14 protein-coding genes are annotated in these 17,134 nt (G+C 71.5%); 9 read left to right on the top strand and 5 right to left on the bottom strand.

Annotation, left to right across the window (positions count from 1 at the left end; translation table 11 throughout):
• Positions 1-201: 201 nt before the first annotated feature.
• Positions 202-1,122 (top strand): heme o synthase, encoded by a 921-nt coding sequence (locus ABME02_RS04900; RefSeq protein WP_353814401.1) that lies wholly within the window; start codon positions 202-204, stop codon positions 1,120-1,122.
• A gap of 77 nt (positions 1,123-1,199) precedes the next feature.
• On the opposite strand, the gene ABME02_RS04895 is transcribed toward ABME02_RS04900, so the two are convergent.
• The gene (locus ABME02_RS04895; RefSeq protein WP_353814155.1) at positions 1,200-1,451 is read right to left on the bottom strand and encodes a hypothetical protein; all 252 of its coding nucleotides are present in this window, start codon (positions 1,449-1,451) and stop codon (positions 1,200-1,202) included.
• A gap of 144 nt (positions 1,452-1,595) precedes the next feature.
• On the opposite strand from ABME02_RS04895, the gene ABME02_RS04890 reads away from it, so the two are divergent.
• On the top strand, positions 1,596-4,493 hold the full coding sequence (locus ABME02_RS04890) for a helix-turn-helix transcriptional regulator (protein WP_353814154.1): 2,898 nt from the start codon (positions 1,596-1,598) through the stop codon (positions 4,491-4,493).
• 93 nt (positions 4,494-4,586) lie between these two features.
• Positions 4,587-7,553 (top strand): helix-turn-helix transcriptional regulator, encoded by a 2,967-nt coding sequence (locus ABME02_RS04885; protein ID WP_353814153.1) that lies wholly within the window; start codon positions 4,587-4,589, stop codon positions 7,551-7,553.
• Positions 7,554-7,577: 24 nt separating this feature from the next.
• Here ABME02_RS04885 and ABME02_RS04880 read toward each other — a convergent pair whose 3' ends face one another.
• The gene (locus tag ABME02_RS04880) at positions 7,578-8,516 is read right to left on the bottom strand and encodes a COX15/CtaA family protein (protein WP_353814152.1); all 939 of its coding nucleotides are present in this window, start codon (positions 8,514-8,516) and stop codon (positions 7,578-7,580) included.
• A gap of 246 nt (positions 8,517-8,762) precedes the next feature.
• On the opposite strand from ABME02_RS04880, the gene sufB reads away from it, so the two are divergent.
• The 6 genes from sufB (at position 8,763) to ABME02_RS04850 (ending at position 13,787) form a co-directional block, all read left to right on the top strand.
• Positions 8,763-10,181 carry a Fe-S cluster assembly protein SufB gene (gene sufB, locus ABME02_RS04875; RefSeq protein ID WP_353814151.1) on the top strand — a complete coding sequence of 473 codons (1,419 nt, stop codon included), beginning with the start codon at positions 8,763-8,765 and terminating at the stop codon, positions 10,179-10,181.
• A 15-nt stretch (positions 10,182-10,196) separates the two neighbouring features.
• Positions 10,197-11,366, top strand: a complete 1,170-nt coding sequence (gene sufD / locus ABME02_RS04870; protein WP_353814150.1) for a Fe-S cluster assembly protein SufD — start codon at positions 10,197-10,199, stop codon at positions 11,364-11,366.
• A 1-nt stretch (position 11,367) separates the two neighbouring features.
• A complete protein-coding gene (locus ABME02_RS04865; protein WP_353814149.1) occupies positions 11,368-11,694 on the top strand; it encodes a non-heme iron oxygenase ferredoxin subunit in 327 nt (108 codons plus the stop codon).
• 64 nt (positions 11,695-11,758) lie between these two features.
• Positions 11,759-12,526, top strand: a complete 768-nt coding sequence (sufC, locus tag ABME02_RS04860) for a Fe-S cluster assembly ATPase SufC (protein WP_353814148.1) — start codon at positions 11,759-11,761, stop codon at positions 12,524-12,526.
• 20 nt (positions 12,527-12,546) lie between these two features.
• Positions 12,547-12,876, top strand: a complete 330-nt coding sequence (locus tag ABME02_RS04855; RefSeq protein ID WP_344369016.1) for a metal-sulfur cluster assembly factor — start codon at positions 12,547-12,549, stop codon at positions 12,874-12,876.
• Positions 12,877-12,965: 89 nt separating this feature from the next.
• Positions 12,966-13,787 (top strand): methyltransferase domain-containing protein, encoded by an 822-nt coding sequence (locus tag ABME02_RS04850; protein WP_353814147.1) that lies wholly within the window; start codon positions 12,966-12,968, stop codon positions 13,785-13,787.
• 8 nt (positions 13,788-13,795) lie between these two features.
• Here the strand turns inward: ABME02_RS04850 and ABME02_RS04845 are convergent, their stop codons facing one another.
• From ABME02_RS04845 to valS, 3 genes are read right to left on the bottom strand one after another with little or no spacing between them, the layout of a single operon-like run.
• On the bottom strand, positions 13,796-14,026 hold the full coding sequence (locus tag ABME02_RS04845; protein WP_353814146.1) for a hypothetical protein: 231 nt from the start codon (positions 14,024-14,026) through the stop codon (positions 13,796-13,798).
• Complete coding sequence (locus ABME02_RS04840; protein WP_353814145.1) at positions 14,026-14,472, bottom strand: GNAT family N-acetyltransferase; 447 nt, start codon at positions 14,470-14,472, stop codon at positions 14,026-14,028. The genes ABME02_RS04845 and ABME02_RS04840 overlap by 1 nt, the downstream gene beginning before the upstream one ends.
• Positions 14,469-17,063, bottom strand: a complete 2,595-nt coding sequence (gene valS, locus ABME02_RS04835) for a valine--tRNA ligase (RefSeq protein ID WP_353814144.1) — start codon at positions 17,061-17,063, stop codon at positions 14,469-14,471. Before valS ends, ABME02_RS04840 begins: the two co-directional genes overlap by 4 nt.
• Positions 17,064-17,134: the final 71 nt, after the last annotated feature.

The following is a 17,134-nucleotide window of genomic DNA, read 5'->3' as shown; positions in this document are numbered from 1 at the left end:
GGAGCCCGGGACCGATCCGGTCATGCGTCAGGTGGAGTAGCACGTCGAATCCGCGCCACCGGGCGCGCTGGGTTCAGTATATGGAGTACCCCTCACTCTATGACGGGGCTTGACGCGTCCGTCCGGCGACGATCGGATGGCCTAGAATCGAACGGGTTGCGCGCGCCCCGCATCGTCGGCGCGCGCCCGGAAGAGGAATTCATGCAGGCCGCGCCGACCATCCGTGACGCTCGACGGACGACGACCGTGCGACGCAAGGTCGCCGCGTACGTCGCACTCACCAAGCCTCGCGTGATCGAGCTCCTGCTCGTGGTGACCGCGCCCACGATGATCCTCGCCTCGAACGGCCTTCCCGACGTGTGGCTCCTCCTCGCGACGCTCGTCGGCGGCGCGATGAGCGCCGGCTCGGCGGGCGCGTTCAACTGCTACATCGACCGCGACATCGATCGCGTCATGAAGCGCACGAAGGGTCGGCCGCTCGTCACCGGCGAACTCACGGACCGCGAGGCGCTGGTCTTCGCGTACGCGCTGGGCGCGGCATCCATCGCCTGGCTCTGGGTGTTCGCCAACTGGCTCGCCGCACTGCTCTCGCTCGCCGCCATCCTGCTGTACGTCGTCTTCTACAGCCTGATCCTGAAGCGCCGCACGGCGCAGAACATCGTCTGGGGCGGCGTCGCGGGCTGCATGCCGGTGCTCATCGGCTGGGCCGCGGTGACCGAGAGCCTCAGCTGGGCGCCGTTCATCCTGTTCCTCATCATCTTCCTGTGGACGCCGCCGCACTACTGGCCGCTGTCGATGAAGTACAAGGACGACTACGCGGCCGCCGGCGTGCCGATGCTCGCCGTCGTGCGCGGTCGCGCGCAGGTGGGCCTGCAGGTCATCCTCTACGCCTACGCGACGGTCGCCGCGTCGCTGCTGCTCATCCCGGTCGCGGGCATGGGCCTGCTCTACTCGAGCGTCGCGCTCGTGTCGGGCGTCTGGTTCGTCGCCGAGTGCCACCGGCTCTACAACCTCGCGATCCGCGGCCAGGAGGTCTCGCCGATGCGGGTGTTCCACGGGTCGATCATCTACCTCTCGCTGCTCTTCCTCGCGGTCGGCATCGACCCGCTCCTGCCCTTCTAGGCGCCGCGGCCGGTCACCCCACCGCGGCGCCCGGGGACTCCACCCCGTGGCCCCCGGGCACGTGCGGTTCCGAGTCGTCAGCGCTGTTCCGGGATGTAGGTCGGGGCGGAGACGCCGGCGCCCGTGAGGACGTCGCACCGGACGAACTGGGTGCCGATGCGCTCGAGCGGGCACCGATCGACGTCGGCCCGCTGAACGGAGACCACGGCCGTCGTCGGCTCGGGAGCCGGCTCGGGGCGTGCGACCGCGGGTGCGGCGGCGATGACGGACAGCAGCGCGGCCGCCGAGGCGACGAGCGCCGAGGTGAGGGCGGTGGTGGTGGTGCGCATGATCGTGTTCCTTCCGGGACGGGGTCGACATCGCGTCGACACCAACGACGATGCGCGTCGTCGCCCGGCGCCGAATCGGGTCCGGACCCTGAGATGGATGACGAAATACCTGATTCCCGGCCGCGTCGATGCCAGACTGGTCGGGTGGTCGTGCCAGCCGCGACCGCCGGGCCGCAGTTGGTCGGCCGCGAGCGGGAGCTCGACATCGTGGGGGGACTCCTCGACCGGGCATGGGGCGAGGAGGCGCAGACCCTTGTCGTCTCGGGGGACGCGGGCGTCGGCAAGACCGCACTCGTCGCGGCGGCGTGCGCGGTGCGTCGGGCGGACGGGGAGACCCTCGTCGGCGCATGCCTGCCGCTCACGTCGATGTCGATCCCGTTCCTCCCGATCCGCTCCGCGCTCCGCGGGAATCCGCGTCTCGTGGCGCCCCCGCTCCCGGCCGCCGACGGCTCGGGACGGGACTTCGCCCTGCGCTTCGACGCCTGGCTGGACGAGCAGTGCGAACTGCGACCGCTGACGTTCGTCGTCGACGACGTCCAGTGGGCCGATCGCAGCACGCTCGACACGCTCATGTACGCCGTGGCGGGCCCGGCGTCGCGCCGCCTCGCGATCGTCGTGACGATGCGCGCCGGTGAGGTCGGCCCCGGCCATCCGCTCCAGCGCTGGCTCGCCGACGTCCGCCGCCTGCCCAGGACGGCCGAACTCGAGCTCGGCCCGCTGGACCGGGCGGGCACGGCCGCCCAGCTCCAGGCGGTGCTGGGCACCTCGCCCCACCAATCGCTGATCGACGACGTGCACGCGCACAGCCGTGGGAACCCCTACTTCACGCGACTGCTGGCCGCCGGGCTCGCCCCGCACGCGCGAGCCGTGTCCGCGTCGTTCCCCGCCGACCTCAGTTCGGCGGTGCTGCAGTCGTGGTACCGCCTCTCCGAGCCCACCAGGCGGCTGGCGACCGTGCTCGCGGTCGGGGGGCGCGCGATGGGCGCCGACGACCTTGCGACGGTGGTGGGCGAGGCGGATGTCGCGGCCGTCCGATCGCTCCTGCTCGAGGCCGTCGCCGCCGGAACGCTCGACCTGCTCGAGGACGGGGGGTTCTGGTTCCACCACCCGCTGAACGCGGAGGCGCTCGAGGCCGAGCTCGGCGCCGACGAGCGCCGAGAATGGCATCGACGGTTCGCGGATGCCATCGAGGCCGGCGGGCAGGCCGAGTCGTCCGTGTCGTCGGCGGCGGCCATGGCCGACCACCGCCACCGCGCCGGGCAACGGCGGGCCGCCCTCGACTGGACCCTGCGTGCGGCAGGCGCCGCCCGCGACGCGGCGGGCACGGCGGAGGAGCTGCGGCTGCTCCGACGCGCCGTCGACCTGCGTGCGCAGCTGCCCGGTGTCGAGCCCTCGATCGAGGAGCTCCTCGAGCGGCTGCTCCGCGCGGCCGAGGCTGCGGGCGACACCGCGGACGAACTCGACGCGGTGGACATGCTCCTCGCTCGCATCGACGAGGATGCCGATCCGCTGCGTGCGGCCGCCCTCCGGGTGCGGCGGACGCACCTCCGGTTCATGCGGGGCCTCGCGTTCGCCGAGATACCGGAACTGGAGGACGCGCTGCGGCTCGCCTCAGCCGACCCGGCGAGTCCCGAGTACGCGCTCGCGTTGGCGGAGCTCGCCCAGGCGGAACGATGGCACGGCGTGGCCGCCGCCGACGAGCACGCCGTCGCGGCGCTCGCCCACGCTCGCGCCGCCGGTGATCCGAGGGCGCTCTCCTTCGCGCTCAGCGTCGGCGCGATGACCGCGATCATCGAGGGCGACACCGCGAGCGGGGCGGCGCTCGGCCGGGAGGCGACGGCGCCGGCACTGGCGGCGAGGGACTGGTTCGCGTACGTGCACGCCGCACTGTGGGCGGTGAACGCGATCGAGACCTGGGCCAGCGCGGACTACGCCGCGCGGCTCGGGGACTACCGACGCGCGCTCGAGGCGAACGGCGGCACGCATGCGTACGTCGCCTGGCTGTCGGCCGCGGAAGCCAACTCGCGCCTGGCCAGCGGTGGATGGCGCGAGGCGGACGAGCGGCTGCGTGTCGCGCTGGGCTCCGATCCCGGCCCGCTCGGGGACGTCGAGGCACGCCTCACGGCGGCGCGGCTCGCCTCGCTCCAGGGGCAGCTGCGCGAGGCGGAGGCGCACCTGCTGCGCGTCGAGGAGCTCGTCGTCGACGGGTCGGCCTTCCTGCCCCTCGAGTACGACGCGGTGCGCGCGGAGGTCCGCCTCGCCATCGGCGACGCGGCCGGTGCGTACGAAGCGGCACTCGAGGGCGCCGTCGAACGGGGGATCGCGCCGACGATGGCCGAGTGGCTGATGCCGTTCGCCGCCCGCGCGCTCGCCGACCTCGCGCAGTCGGCTCGCGACGCCGGCGACCCCGTCGACGAGGTGCTCGACCGGTTGGCGAGCCTCGTCTCGCGCTTCCCGCACGTCATCGAGGACGTCGGGACGTCGACGGAGCTCATGCGCGGTCAGGTCGCGGCGCTCGACGCCCTGTACGCGGCCGAGTGCGCCCGCGCGCGTGCCGCCCCGGAGGCCGCCGATGCGTGGTCGCTCGCGGTGGCGCGATGCGCGTCCGCGCACCTTCCATGGGAGGAGGCGTACGCCCGCTGGCGCGCGGCCGAGGCATTGCTCGGGCGGGATGGGGCCCGGGCAGACGGAGCCGACATGGTGCGCTCGGGTCTCGCGCTCGCGCGGCGGCTCCGGGCGAGACCGGTCGAGGAGGAGCTGGTCGACCTCGCGCGTCGGGCGCGCGTGCCGATCGATGAGCCGGATCAGTCGATGCCGGAGGCCGCGTCGGTCGTGCCGGGGCTCACCGAACGCGAGCGGGAGGTCCTCGCGCTCGTCGCGGTCGGGCGGACCTACTCGGAGATCGCGCGGTCGCTCGTCATCAGCGAGAAGACGGTGAGCACGCACGTCTCGCATATGCTGGCGAAGACCGGCTCGGCGAACCGCGTCGAACTGGCCAGGCTGGTCCACCGGCTCGACCCGGGTGATGGGGACCGGGCCTGACGATGCCGACGCCGCGCGCCACGACTCGCCGGACGGCGGCGCGGTCCGCGCCGGAGCGAGCGCGGCGAACGCGTCCGGTGGGAGACTGACGGCATGACCGTTCGGGACACCGCGGTCCGGCCGGCGTTCGTCGGCCGTGCGTCGGAGGTCGAGGCCGTCGAGGCGGTGCTCGATCGTGCGCGGGCGGGCGAGGCGCAGACGCTGATCGTGACCGGTGCGGCGGGCGTCGGCAAGACCTCGCTGGTCATGCATGTCGTCGACGCGCGCGCCGACGGCGAACGGCCGCTCATCGGTCGCTGCCTGCCCCTCCGCTCGACGATGATCCCGTTCGGCGCGCTCCGGACCGCAGTGCGGGACGACCCGGAGTGGGAGGCCGGTCCGCCGGTCGGGGCGACCGATCCCGGCGAATGGGTCGTTCGCTTCGACGCCGGGCTCGACGCGGCGTGTGCGCGCGGTCCGCTCATCCTCGTGATCGACGACGTGCAGTGGGCGGACCAGGGCACACTCGATGCGCTGATGTACGCGATCGCGGGCCCGGCCGCGCGACCGCTGGCCATCATCGCGACCCTGCGATCCGGCGACGTCGCAGACGATCATCCGGTGCAGCGGTGGTTGGCCGACCTCCGTCGGATGCCGCGCGTGGCGGAACTGGAACTCGCTCCCTTCGACCGGACCGCCACGGGGACCCAGCTCGCCGACCTCCTCGGCGGCGAGCCCCACCAGTCGCTCATCGACGATGTCCACCGCCGGACGCACGGCAACCCGTACTTCACCCGGTTGCTGACTCCGGGACTGTCGGTGCACGCTCGTGCGGTGGCGGAGGGCCGATCCGCCGACCTCTCCGCTGCGGTCCTGGGCACGTGGTACACGCTCTCGAGTGCGGCACGTTCCGCGACGACCGCCCTCGCGATCGCCGGTGCGCCGCTCGCCGACGAGGACCTCGCCGCGGCCGTGGACGCGTCTCGCGAATCCACGGGGCGTTGGCTCGACGAGGCCATGGCGAGCAACGTGATCGAGCTGACCGCCGACGGACGGCTCTGGTTCTGCCACCCGCTCATCGCGGAGATGCTCGACGCTGCGGCCATCCCGGGCGATCGACGCCGCATCCATCGCCGCATCGCCGACCAGCTCGAGCGGCGCCTCTCCGAGCCCGGAAGGGAGCCGCTCCTCGCCGCCGGCTCGGGGCGCCCGTTCCAGCCCGCGTTCGACGATCTCGCCTCGATCGCCGATCACCGCTACCGCGGGGAGCAGTTCGGCGAGGCCTATCGGTGGACGCGTGCGGCAGCGGACGCAGCCGCACCCGAGGGCTCCGGTCGAGAGCGTGATGTCGTGATGCTCCTGCGACGCGCGGCGAACCTGGCTGCGGCCCTGGGAGAACCGACACCCGACCTCGCTGCGCTGCTCAGGAGACTGCGCGCGGCGGCGTCGGACGCCGGTCTCGCCGACCAGGAGCTCTGGGCCATCGAACAGCTGCTCGGGATCGTCGATCCGTCCGCCGGGGCGGTGGAACGCGCGGAACTGCTCGTGGACCAGTCCGAACTCCGATTCCGTCTCGGGATCGACTTCTTCCCCATCGAGCGAAGCCGCGACGCGGAGCGGCTCGCTCGAAGCGATCCGTCGAATCCCGGGTACGCCGTCGCGCTCACCGAACTCGCGTGGTCGGAGCTGTGGGCCGGGATGCCGAGTTCCCTGACCTTCCACGCCCGGCGCGCTCACGATCTCGCGATCGCCTCGGGCGATCCGCGGGCCATCGCGCGTGCACTCGCGCTCTCCTCGCAGGTGGCGCTCATGCGCGGGGACGGGCGGGCCGCACTCGACTCGGCTCGCCGCGCGCTCGACGCCGCGCGAGCCGCCGATCACCGTCTCGCCTACGTCGAATCGGTGTTCGCGCTCGCGAATGCGTCGGCTCCGTGGTTCACCGCCGACTACGCCGACCACCTGCAGCGGGCACGCCTCGAGCTGACGTCCGGCGGTGCACCACTCGCGCTCGTGGCGTGGCTCGCGAGCCTCGAGGCGATGGCCCGGCTGGTCGCCGGACAGACGGCCGAATGCGGCGCGATGCTCCGCATCGCGCTCGGAGCCGACCCCGGGCCGATCGGCGACGTGCAGGCGAGATTGGCCGCGGCCCGGTACGCGACGCTGCAGGGTCGCATGTCCGAGGCCGAGAGCCACCTCGCGCGTGCTGACGAGTTGGTCGACGGGGGCGAGACATTCCGTTCCATGTGCTTCGCCGCCGTCCGTGCCGAGGTGCGGCTCGCTCATGGCGACCGGAACGGGGCGGTCCGGGCCGCGATCGACGCACTCGACGACGACGGGGGAATCCCGCCCACGATGTGCGAATGGCTCGTGCCGATCGCCGCGCGCGCGCTGGCCGACGACGTCCGCGCGGCTCGCGACGCGGGGCGCGACGCGGACGACGAGCTCGAGCGCGTCGAACGGTTCGTCGCGTCGCACCCGCACATCGTGCTGGACCTCGGGCTGCCCGGGCGCTTCAAGGACCTCCACGAGTCGGCGTTCGGAGCGTGGTACGCGGCGGAGGTCTCGCGAGCCGTCGGGCGGGCCGACGGGGCCGACGCATGGCTGCACGCCGCGCACGCATGCACGGACGCGGGCCTGCCGTTCGAAGAGGCGTATTCGACCTGGCGGGCCGCCGAGTCGCTGCTCGGCCGCAGGGGAGACCGAGCGGAGGGGATCCGCATGCTGAGGACGGCGCTGCGGCGCTCGCGGGACCTCGGCATGCGTCCCGTCGAGCGGGAGGTGCTCGACCTCGCCCGGCGATCGCACGTGCCGATCGACGAGCCGGGGCACGCCGTCGTCGACGCGCCCGGCCTGCTGGCCGACCTCACCGAACGCGAGCGGGAGGTCCTCGCGCTCGTCGCGGTCGGGCGGACCTACTCGGAGATCGCGCGGTCGCTCGTCATCAGCGAGAAGACGGTGAGCACGCACGTCTCGCATATGCTGGCGAAGACCGGCTCGGCGAACCGCGTCGAACTGGCCAGGCTGGTCCACCGGCTCGACCCCGACGACGGAACGGACCGCGACGGCGGAGCCGCGAGGTGACCCGCCGTCTCGGGACCCGGCGTCTCAGTGCGCGGATGCCGCCACGGCCGACGCGTCGGCGGAGGCGTCCATCGTCGCGGGCCGCTTGAGCCGCAGCACGACGACGGTCATGGTCGCGGCCGTGAGTGCCGCGAGGACCATGTGGATGCCGACCGCGAGCGGCGGCAGGCCGTTGCGGGCCTGGTAGAGCCCGACGGCGATCTGGACGAGTTCGACGCCGAGGAGCACGAGCGTCCAGCGGGCGACCGGCAGGTGCAGGCGCCACGCGGCGATCGCGAGCACCACGGTCAGCGCGAAGAGGGCGTAGCCGGGCCATGCGTGCACGTGCTCCAGCAGCTCGGCGTTGAAGCCCGTGCGGCCGGCGTCGGCATCGCCCGAGTGCGGGCCGGAGGCCGTCGTGAGCACGCCGAACGCGATCGAGATCGCGAGCACGGCGGTCGTGACGTGGGTGACGATCGCGAACCAGCGCGGGACGGCGAGCTCGCGCGGGCCGGGCGTCGCGTCGAGTCGCACGAGGTAGGCCGCCGTCACGCACACGAGCGCGAGCGAGGCGACGTAGTGGAAGCCGACGATGAACGGGTTGAGGCCGGTCCACACCGTGATGCCGCCGACGATCGCCTGCGCGACGATGCCGAGGAGCACGATCAGCGCGAGCCGCCAGAGGTCGCGGCGCTCGCGCCGCAGGCGCCAGATCGAGAGCAGCACGAGCAACGCGACGATGCCGACGACGCCGGTCATGAGTCGGTTGCCGAACTCGATCACGCCGTGGATGCCCATCTCGGGCGTCGTGACGAGCGAGTCGGCCGTGCACATGGGCCAGGTCGGGCAGCCCAGCCCGGACCCGGTGAGGCGGACCGCGCCGCCCGTGGCGATGATGATCGTCTGGGCGAGGAACGACAGCCACGCGGCGACGCGCACTCGGCGGTCGATGCGGTCGGGCAGCCAGGCGATGACGCGGTTCACGGCTCGTCGAGTTCCTGATCCGGGTCGGAGTGTGAGGGTTCTGGGAGTCGGGACTCCGGGACCTTCGACCCTATAGACTTGGTTGGTTGACGCGGTTCCGCGCGCGAGTGCGGCGCGGCGCATCACCATTGTAGGTTCGCGACGAAGCCACCCGCACATCACCCCACGACCGAACCGGCACCTCGACCGGAAGGCCGGGGGTGGGCCGGACTGATAACCGGTGCGCGGGAGGAGAAGAGGGAGAGCATGACGGACGTACTCATCGACCGCCCCGAGTTGGAGGGGCTCGGCACGTACGAGTTCGGCTGGTCCGACTCCGACGTCGCCGGCGCATCCGCTCGCCGCGGCCTGGCGCCCGAAGTGGTGGCCGACATCTCGCGCCTGAAGGACGAACCCGAGTGGATGCTCCAGCGTCGCATGCGCGGGCTGCAGCTGTTCGACCGCAAGCCGATGCCGTCCTGGGGCGCCGACCTGTCGGACATCGACTTCGACAACATCAAGTACTTCGTCCGGTCCACCGAGAAGCAGGCCCAGACCTGGGAGGACCTCCCCGAGGACATCCGCAACACCTACGAGCGCCTCGGCATCCCCGAGGCCGAGCGCCAGCGCCTCGTCGCGGGCGTCGCCGCGCAGTACGAGTCCGAGGTCGTCTACCACCAGATCCGCGAGGACCTGGAGGAGCAGGGCGTCATCTTCCTCGACACCGACACCGCGCTGAAGGAGCACCCCGAGTTCTTCGAGGAGTACTTCGGCACGGTCATCCCGGCGGGCGACAACAAGTTCGCCGCGCTGAACACGGCCGTCTGGTCGGGCGGCTCGTTCGTCTACGTCCCGAAGGGCGTGCACGTCGAGATCCCGCTGCAGGCCTACTTCCGGATCAACACCGAGAACATGGGCCAGTTCGAGCGGACCCTGATCATCGCCGACGAGGACAGCTACGTCCACTACATCGAGGGGTGCACCGCCCCGATCTACAAGTCGGACTCGCTGCACTCGGCCGTCGTCGAGATCATCGTGAAGAAGAACGCCCGCGTGCGGTACACGACGATCCAGAACTGGTCGAACAACGTCTACAACCTCGTCACGAAGCGCGCCGTCGCGCACGAGGGCGCCACCATGGAGTGGGTCGACGGCAACATCGGCTCCAAGGTGACGATGAAGTACCCGTCGATCTTCCTCATGGGCGAGCACGCCAAGGGCGAGACCCTCTCGGTCGCGTTCGCAGGCCCGGGCCAGCACCAGGACGCCGGCGCGAAGATGATCCACATGGCGCCGTACACGCAGTCCTCGATCGTCTCGAAGTCGATCGCGCGTGGCGGCGGTCGCGCAGGCTACCGCGGCGAGGTCCGGGTGGACGCCAACGCGCATCACTCCGCGAACACCGTGCGCTGCGACGCGCTGCTGGTCGACACCATCTCGCGCTCCGACACCTACCCGGCGATCGACATCCGCGTCGACGACGTGCAGCTCGGCCACGAGGCCACCGTCTCGAAGGTGAGCGAGGAGCAGCTCTTCTACCTCATGTCGCGCGGCCTCCCCGAGGACGAGGCGATGGCGATGATCGTGCGCGGCTTCATCGAGCCGATCGCGCGCGAGCTGCCCATGGAGTACGCGATGGAACTCAACAAGCTCATCGAGATGGGCATGGAAGGATCGGTCGGCTAACCGATGAGCACCGCGATGCAGAGCACCGCCCTGCCCACCCCCGAACAGCACGGGATCCGTGCGCACTCCGACGGACCGATCGTTCCCGTGCAGACCCGTTCCGAGCGGTTCCGCTCGACCGACGTCGCCGACTTCGCGCCCATCACGGGCCGCGAGCACGAGTGGAAGTACTCGCCGGTCGCCGCGTTCGCCGACCTCACCTCCGGTGAGCTCGACGGCTCGCGGATCGACGTCGAGACGACGGATGCCGCGGGCGTCTCGCTCTCCTGGATCCCGCGCGACGACGCCCGCATCGGCCGCGCCGGGACCCCGGAGGAGCGCGCATCGGCGAACGCCTGGTCGGCGTTCGGCGAGGCCGCGCTCGTCGAGGTCACCGGCGAGGAGGCCAAGACCGTCACCGTGACCCGCTCGGGTCTCGGCACGACGCCGCGCGCCGCCCACACCGTCATCGAGGCCGCGCCGTTCAGCCAGGCGCTCGTCGTGCTGCGCGGCATCGGCGACGCCCGACTCACCGAGAACGTCGAGGTCGTCGTCGGCGAGGGAGCGAACCTCACGGTCGTCTCCCTCCAGGAGTGGACCGACGAGTCGGTCCACCTCGCGAGCCACTTCGCGCGCATCGGCCGCGACGCCAAGCTCAAGCACATCGTCGTCTCCCTCGGCGGCAAGGTCGTCCGGGTGAACCCGTCGACGCACCTGGCCGAACAGGGCGCCGACGTCGAGGCGCTCGGCCTGTACTTCTCCGACGCCGGCCAGCACCTCGAGCAGCAGGTCTTCGTGCACCACGACGCACCGCACACCCGCTCGCGCGTGACCTACAAGGGCGCGCTGCAGGGCGAGGGCGCACGCAGCGTCTGGATCGGCGACGTGCTCATCGGCAATGCGGCGACCGGCACCGACAGCTACGAGCAGAACCGCAACCTCGTCCTCACGGACGGCACCCGCGCCGACTCGGTCCCGAACCTCGAGATCGAGACCGGCGACATCGAGGGCGCCGGGCACGCGTCGGCGACGGGACGGTTCGACGACGAGCAGCTGTTCTACCTCCAGGCCCGAGGCATCCCGGAGGACGAGGCGCGACGCCTCGTCGTGCGCGGCTTCCTCGCCGAGGTCGTGCAGCAGATCGGCGACGCCGAACTCGAGGAGCGTCTCATCCGGGCGCTCGAAGCGGAACTCCAGGGGAGCTGACGTGGCATCCACTCGCGTGTGCGGGGTCGACGACCTCGCGGTCAACGAGGCGCAGAAGTTCGTGGTCGACGGCGTGCCGATCGCGGTCGTCAAGGACTCGGCCGGTGACATCTTCGCCATCGGGGACACCTGCACCCACGGCGACATCTCGCTCTCCGAGGGGTTCGTCGAGGACGACACGCTCGAGTGCTGGGCCCACGGCTCCAAGTTCTCCCTCCTCACGGGCAAGCCGCTCACGCTTCCGGCGTACGAGCCCGTGCCCGTCTACCAGGTCGAGATCACCGACGGGGGCGTCTTCATCGACCCCGCGGTGAAGCTCGCCGTCTGACCCCGACCTCCCATCGCTTCCGGCACCTGCGGCCGGCCACCAACGAAAGAGACACCGAATCACCATGTCCGTGCTCGAGATCAAGAACCTGCACGTCAACGTCGAGACCGACCAGGGCACCCGCGAGATCCTCCGCGGCGTCGACCTGACCATCCGCGAGGGCGAGATCCACGCGATCATGGGGCCGAACGGCTCCGGCAAGTCGACGCTCGCCTACACGATCGCGGGCCACCCGAAGTACACCGTCGTCGAGGGCGAGATCCTCCTCGACGGCGAGAACGTGCTCGAGATGTCGGTCGACGAGCGCGCCCGCGCGGGCATGTTCCTGGCCATGCAGTACCCGGTCGAGATCCCCGGTGTCACGGTCACGAACTTCCTCCGCACCGCCAAGACCGCGATCGACGGCGAGGCGCCGTCGATCCGCGCCTGGTTGAAGGACGTCCGCGGCGCCATGACGAACCTCAAGATGGACTCCGGCTTCGCCGAGCGCAACGTCAACGAGGGCTTCTCGGGCGGCGAGAAGAAGCGCAACGAGATCCTCCAGCTCGAGCTGCTGAAGCCGAAGTTCGCGGTCCTCGACGAGACCGACTCGGGCCTCGACGTCGACGCGCTCAAGGTCGTCTCCGAGGGCGTCAACCGGGCACACGCGAACACCGGCCTCGGCATCCTGCTCATCACGCACTACACGCGCATCCTCCGCTACATCAAGCCCGACTTCGTGCACGTGTTCGTCGCAGGCAAGATCGCCGAGCAGGGCGGCCCCGAGCTCGCCGACCGCCTCGAGGAGGAGGGCTACGACCGCTACCACGTCGCCGAGTCGGCGACCCAGTAACCGGGCGTATCCTGACGAACATGGTCACTTCACTCGCACCAGAGCGCTACGACGAGATCAGCGAGGCGCTGAAGGACGTCGTGGACCCGGAGCTCGGCGTCAACATCGTCGACCTGGGGCTCATCTACGACCTGAACTGGGATGACGAGCACGACGCGCTCGTCGTCAACATGACCCTGACGAGCGCGGGCTGCCCGCTCACGGACGTCATCGAGGAGCAGACCGCCGAGGCGCTCGACGGCACCGTCGAGCGGTTCCGCATCAACTGGGTGTGGATGCCGCCGTGGGGTCCCGAGCGCATCACGGACGACGGGCGCGACATGATGCGCGCGCTCGGCTTCGCGATCTGAACCGAACCTGCGAAGAGGGAGGCCCCGACGGGGCCTCCCTGTTCGCATCTCCCGGCGTGTCCGCGGCCCGCGGGGAATAGGCTCGGGACATGCACGGAACGGCCGCGTCGACCCGCGACGCATACACGCACGGCCACCACGAGAGCGTCCTGCGAGTGCACGAGTGGCGTACCGTCGAGAACTCCGCGGCCTACCTCGCGCCGCACCTCCGCGAGGGGATGCGGGTGCTCGACATCGGAAGCGGCCCGGGCACGATCACGCTCGACCTGGCCCGTCGCGTCCGTCCGGGCGTGGCCGTCGGGGTGGACGCCTCCGCCGAAGTCGTCGCCCGTGCGCAGGGGCTCGCCGAGAGCGAAGGCGTGGCGAACGCGGAGTTCCGCACCGGTGACGCCTACCGGCTCGACTTCCCGGACGGCGTGTTCGACGTGGTCCATGCTCACCAGGTGCTGCAGCACCTGGCTCGACCGGTCGACGCTCTGAGCGAGTTCCGGCGCGTGCTTCGACCGGGCGGACTCCTGGCCGCGCGCGACGTGGACTACGGCGGCGTGATCTGGAGCCCGGAGGCACCCGAGCTCGCGCGCTGGCGCGAGCTCAACGAGCTCATCTGCGCGTGGAACGGCGGCGACGGCAACGCCGGGCGCCACCTCACGCGCTGGGCGCGCGCGGCGGGTTTCGCCGAGGTCGCGGCGAGCGGCTCGGTCTGGGTGTTCGCATCCGACCGCGATCGGGAGTGGTGGGGCGGCAACTGGGCGGAGCGCGCGCTGCACTCCACGTTCGCGGCCCACGCGATCGAGTCCGGGCACGCGTCGCACGGGGAACTCGAGGCGATCTCAGCGGCCTGGCGTCGCTGGGCCGCCGATCCGGACGGCTGGTTCCTCATGCCGCACGGCGAGATCCTCGCCCGCGCGTAGCCGAGCGGCTACCAGTCGTCGCCGTCGTCGACCGCGGCCGCGCCGTGCGGGGTCTCGAGCGTCACGACCGTGCCGTCGTCGAGCTCGGCGATCGGCCGGCCCTCCAGCCAGGTGAGGGTCCAGTGGCGACCTGCACCGTCGGGGGTGCCGGATTCGGCCGCGGCGATGCCGGGGCGGAGTTCCATCGGCACCGAGCGCGGCGGCTCGTCGCCGAACGCCCAACGCGTCCCGAGCTGCATCAGAGCTCCATCTCGAACACGATGGCGGGGGAGCGGCGGGCGACCTCGTCGGAGCGGCGCAGCCCGTCGGCGTCGCCCGGATCGTTCGCCCAGGTGATGCGGGTCGCGTGCAGCTCGGCGGCCATCGCGCGGACGCGGTCGAGCAGCATCCCGGCGACGCCGTTCCCGCGGTGCGCCTCGACGACGAACAGGTCGTCCACGACGATGCCGATGCCGGCGTCGAGCGTGCGCGGCTCGGGGTGGGCGTGGACGAGGCCGACGAGGGTGCCCTCGTCGTCGACCGCGACGGACGCGCGCAACGCGTTGCGCGGTTCCTGGATCCAGCTCCACACGATCAGCGCCTTGGTGTCGTCGAGCCGGCGGCCGCGGCTCGTGCAGTAGGCGTCGAACAACGGCAGCCACGAGAAGAAGTCGTTCTCGGCGACGTCGCGGACGGTCACGCTCATGCGCTGGCCTCCTCCTGCGGGACCTCCAGCACGACGTCGCGCACCTCGAGCACTTCGGCCTCGGCGAAGCCGAGGTCGGCGATGCGCCCGACGGCGCGCAGGTCGCCCTCGGCCGAGGCGAGGAGCGTGGTCGCGGCGGCGGGTGCGGCGATCACCGCACGCTCGACCGGCGTCTTCTGCGAGGCCTTCGCGTCGGTCTTCGCGCGACGGATGCCGGTGAGCGCGAGGCTCGCGAGCTCGAGCAGCTCGACTCCGGCCTCGCCGCGCGCGGCGAGCTCGTCGACGGCGGGCCACGTGGCCACGTGCACCGAGCCCTCGTGCGACCAGCTCCACGCCTCCTCGGCGGCGTAGGGGATCACGGGCGCGAACAGTCGCAGCAGCACGCTGAGCGCGGTCTTGAGCGCGGCCACGGCGGAGGCCTGTTCGGGGCTCGCCTCGCCGTACGCACGCTCCTTCACGAGCTCGAGGTAGTCGTCGCAGAAGGTCCAGAAGAAGGTCTCGGAGACTTCGAGCGCGCGGGCGTGGTCGTACGACTCGAGCGCACGGGTCGCCTGCTCGACGACCGTCGCGAGGCCGGCGAGCATGCTGCGGTCGACGGGCACCGTCACCGGGGCATCCGCTGCGCCCTCGAAGCCCAGGATGAACTTCGCGGCGTTCAGCACCTTGATGGCGAGGCGCCGGCCGATCTTCACCTGGGTCGGGTTCTGCGGGTCGAACGCGGCGTCGGTGCCGAGGCGAGAGGATGCCGCCCAGTAGCGCACCGCGTCGGCGCCGTGCTGGTCGAGGAGCCCGGCGGGCGTGACGACGTTGCCCTTCGACTTCGACATCTTCTTGCGGTCGGGGTCGACGATGAAGCCGGAGATGGCCGCGTTCGACCACGGCGCGACGCCGTGCTCGAGCTCGGCGCGCAGCGCCGTCGAGAAGAGCCAGGTGCGGATGATGTCCTGGCCCTGCGGACGGAGCGAGTAGGGGAAGAGCAGGTCGAACAGCTCCGGGTCGCGCTCCCAGCCGGCCGCGAGCTGCGGCGTGAGGGACGACGTCGCCCAGGTGTCCATGATGTCGTGCTCGCCGACGAAGCCGCCGGGCTGGTCGCGCTGCGCCTCGTCGTACCCGGGTGCCGGCGTCGACGACGGGTCGACGGGGAGCATGTCGCGGGGGGCGATGATGGGCTGGTCGTGCACCGGGTTGCCGTCGGCGTCGACCGGGTACCAGACCGGGATCGGCACGCCGAAGAACCGCTGGCGGGAGATCAGCCAGTCGCCGGAGAGCCCGCCGACCCAGTTCTCGTAGCGCACGCGCATGAAGTCGGGGTGCCAGTCGATCTGGCGGCCGCGCTGCACCAGTCGATCGCGCAGGCCCTCGTCGCGGGCGCCGTTGACGATGTACCACTGGCGCGTCGACACGATCTCGAGGGGACGGTCGCCCTTCTCGTAGAACTTGACGGGGTGGGTGATCGCCTTCGGGTCCGCGAGGAGGTCGCCCGACTCGCGGAGCAGCTCGACGACGGCCTGCTTCGCCGAGAATGCGGTCTTGCCCGCGAGCTTCGCGTACGCCTCGCGGCCGGCCTCGGAGGTGATCGCCTCGGGCGCCTCGGCGATGATGCGGCCGTCGAATCCGATGATCGCCCGGTTGGGCAGGTCGAGCTCGCGCCACCACACGACGTCGGTCACGTCGCCGAAGGTGCAGATCATGGCGATGCCGGTGCCCTTGTCCTTCTGCGCGAGGTGGTGCGCCACGACCGGCACCTCGACCCCGAAGACCGGGGTGGTCACGGTCGTGCCGAAGAAGGGCTGGTAGCGCTCGTCGTCGGGGTGCGCCACGAGGGCCACGCACGCGGGGATGAGCTCGGGGCGGCTGGTCTCGATCTCGACGTGGCCGCCGTCGGGCTTCGCGAACGCCACGCGGTGGTAGTGACCCGGCTGCTCGCGATCCTCGAGCTCGGCCTGCGCGACGGCGGTGCGGTAGGTGATGTCCCACAGGGTCGGGGCGAGGGCCTGGTAGGCCTCTCCGCGCTCGACGTTCTTCACGAACGCGAGCTGCGACGTGAAGAGCGCCTCGTCGGCGATCGTGCGGTACGTCTGGGTCCAGTCGACCGAGAGGGCGAGCTGGCGGAAGAGCGCCTCGAACTGCTGCTCGTCCTCCGCGGTGAGGCGCTCGCACAGCTCGATGAAGTTGCGGCGGCTGATCGGCACCTGGTCGGCCGGCTTGATGGTCTTGCCCTCGGTGCCCTCGTGCGGCGGCGTGAAGCCGGCCACGTAGGGCAGCGACGGGTCGCAGCGCACGCCGTAGTAGTTCTGCACGCGTCGCTCGGTCGGCAGGCCGTTGTCGTCCCAGCCCATCGGGTAGAAGACGTGCTTGCCGCGCATGCGCTGGAAGCGCGCGATGACGTCGGTGTGCGTGAAGGAGAACACGTGGCCGATGTGCAGCGACCCGGAGGCGGTCGGCGGCGGCGTGTCGATCGAGTAGACGTCCTCGCGGTTCGCACGCTCGCGCTCGAACCGGTAGGTGCCGTCGTCCTCCCAGACCCCGCCCCACTTGGTCTCGAGGCCCTCGAGGGCGGGCTTGTCGGGAATGCGCGCGGTGTCGGTCATGATGCTCCGGTTCGGTATGTGCGGCACCGAGTCCGTGGGGGTGCCTGAATATGCGACAGTCCAGCCTACCG

Source organism: Agromyces zhanjiangensis (assembly GCF_040496055.1).
In the GTDB taxonomy this organism is placed as follows: domain Bacteria; phylum Actinomycetota; class Actinomycetes; order Actinomycetales; family Microbacteriaceae; genus Agromyces; species Agromyces zhanjiangensis.
The sequence above is the reverse complement of the archived record's forward strand: the minus strand, read 5'-3'. Positions and strand labels throughout refer to the sequence as shown.

Excerpts from the sequence above, each read along its gene's own strand:
- sufC (WP_353814148.1), top strand. The coding sequence starts at position 11,759 with ATGTCCGTGCTCGAGATCAAGAACCTGCACGTCAACGTCGAGACCGAC.
- ABME02_RS04855 (WP_344369016.1), top strand. The coding sequence starts at position 12,547 with ATGGTCACTTCACTCGCACCAGAGCGCTACGACGAGATCAGCGAGGCG.
- ABME02_RS04895 (WP_353814155.1), bottom strand. The coding sequence starts at position 1,451 with ATGCGCACCACCACCACCGCCCTCACCTCGGCGCTCGTCGCCTCGGCG.
- ABME02_RS04900 (WP_353814401.1), top strand. The coding sequence starts at position 202 with ATGCAGGCCGCGCCGACCATCCGTGACGCTCGACGGACGACGACCGTG.
- sufB (WP_353814151.1), top strand. The coding sequence starts at position 8,763 with ATGACGGACGTACTCATCGACCGCCCCGAGTTGGAGGGGCTCGGCACG.
- ABME02_RS04840 (WP_353814145.1), bottom strand. The coding sequence starts at position 14,472 with ATGAGCGTGACCGTCCGCGACGTCGCCGAGAACGACTTCTTCTCGTGG.
- sufD (WP_353814150.1), top strand. The coding sequence starts at position 10,197 with ATGCAGAGCACCGCCCTGCCCACCCCCGAACAGCACGGGATCCGTGCG.
- ABME02_RS04885 (WP_353814153.1), top strand. The coding sequence starts at position 4,587 with ATGACCGTTCGGGACACCGCGGTCCGGCCGGCGTTCGTCGGCCGTGCG.
- ABME02_RS04845 (WP_353814146.1), bottom strand. The coding sequence starts at position 14,026 with ATGCAGCTCGGGACGCGTTGGGCGTTCGGCGACGAGCCGCCGCGCTCG.
- valS (WP_353814144.1), bottom strand. The coding sequence starts at position 17,063 with ATGACCGACACCGCGCGCATTCCCGACAAGCCCGCCCTCGAGGGCCTC.
- ABME02_RS04850 (WP_353814147.1), top strand. The coding sequence starts at position 12,966 with ATGCACGGAACGGCCGCGTCGACCCGCGACGCATACACGCACGGCCAC.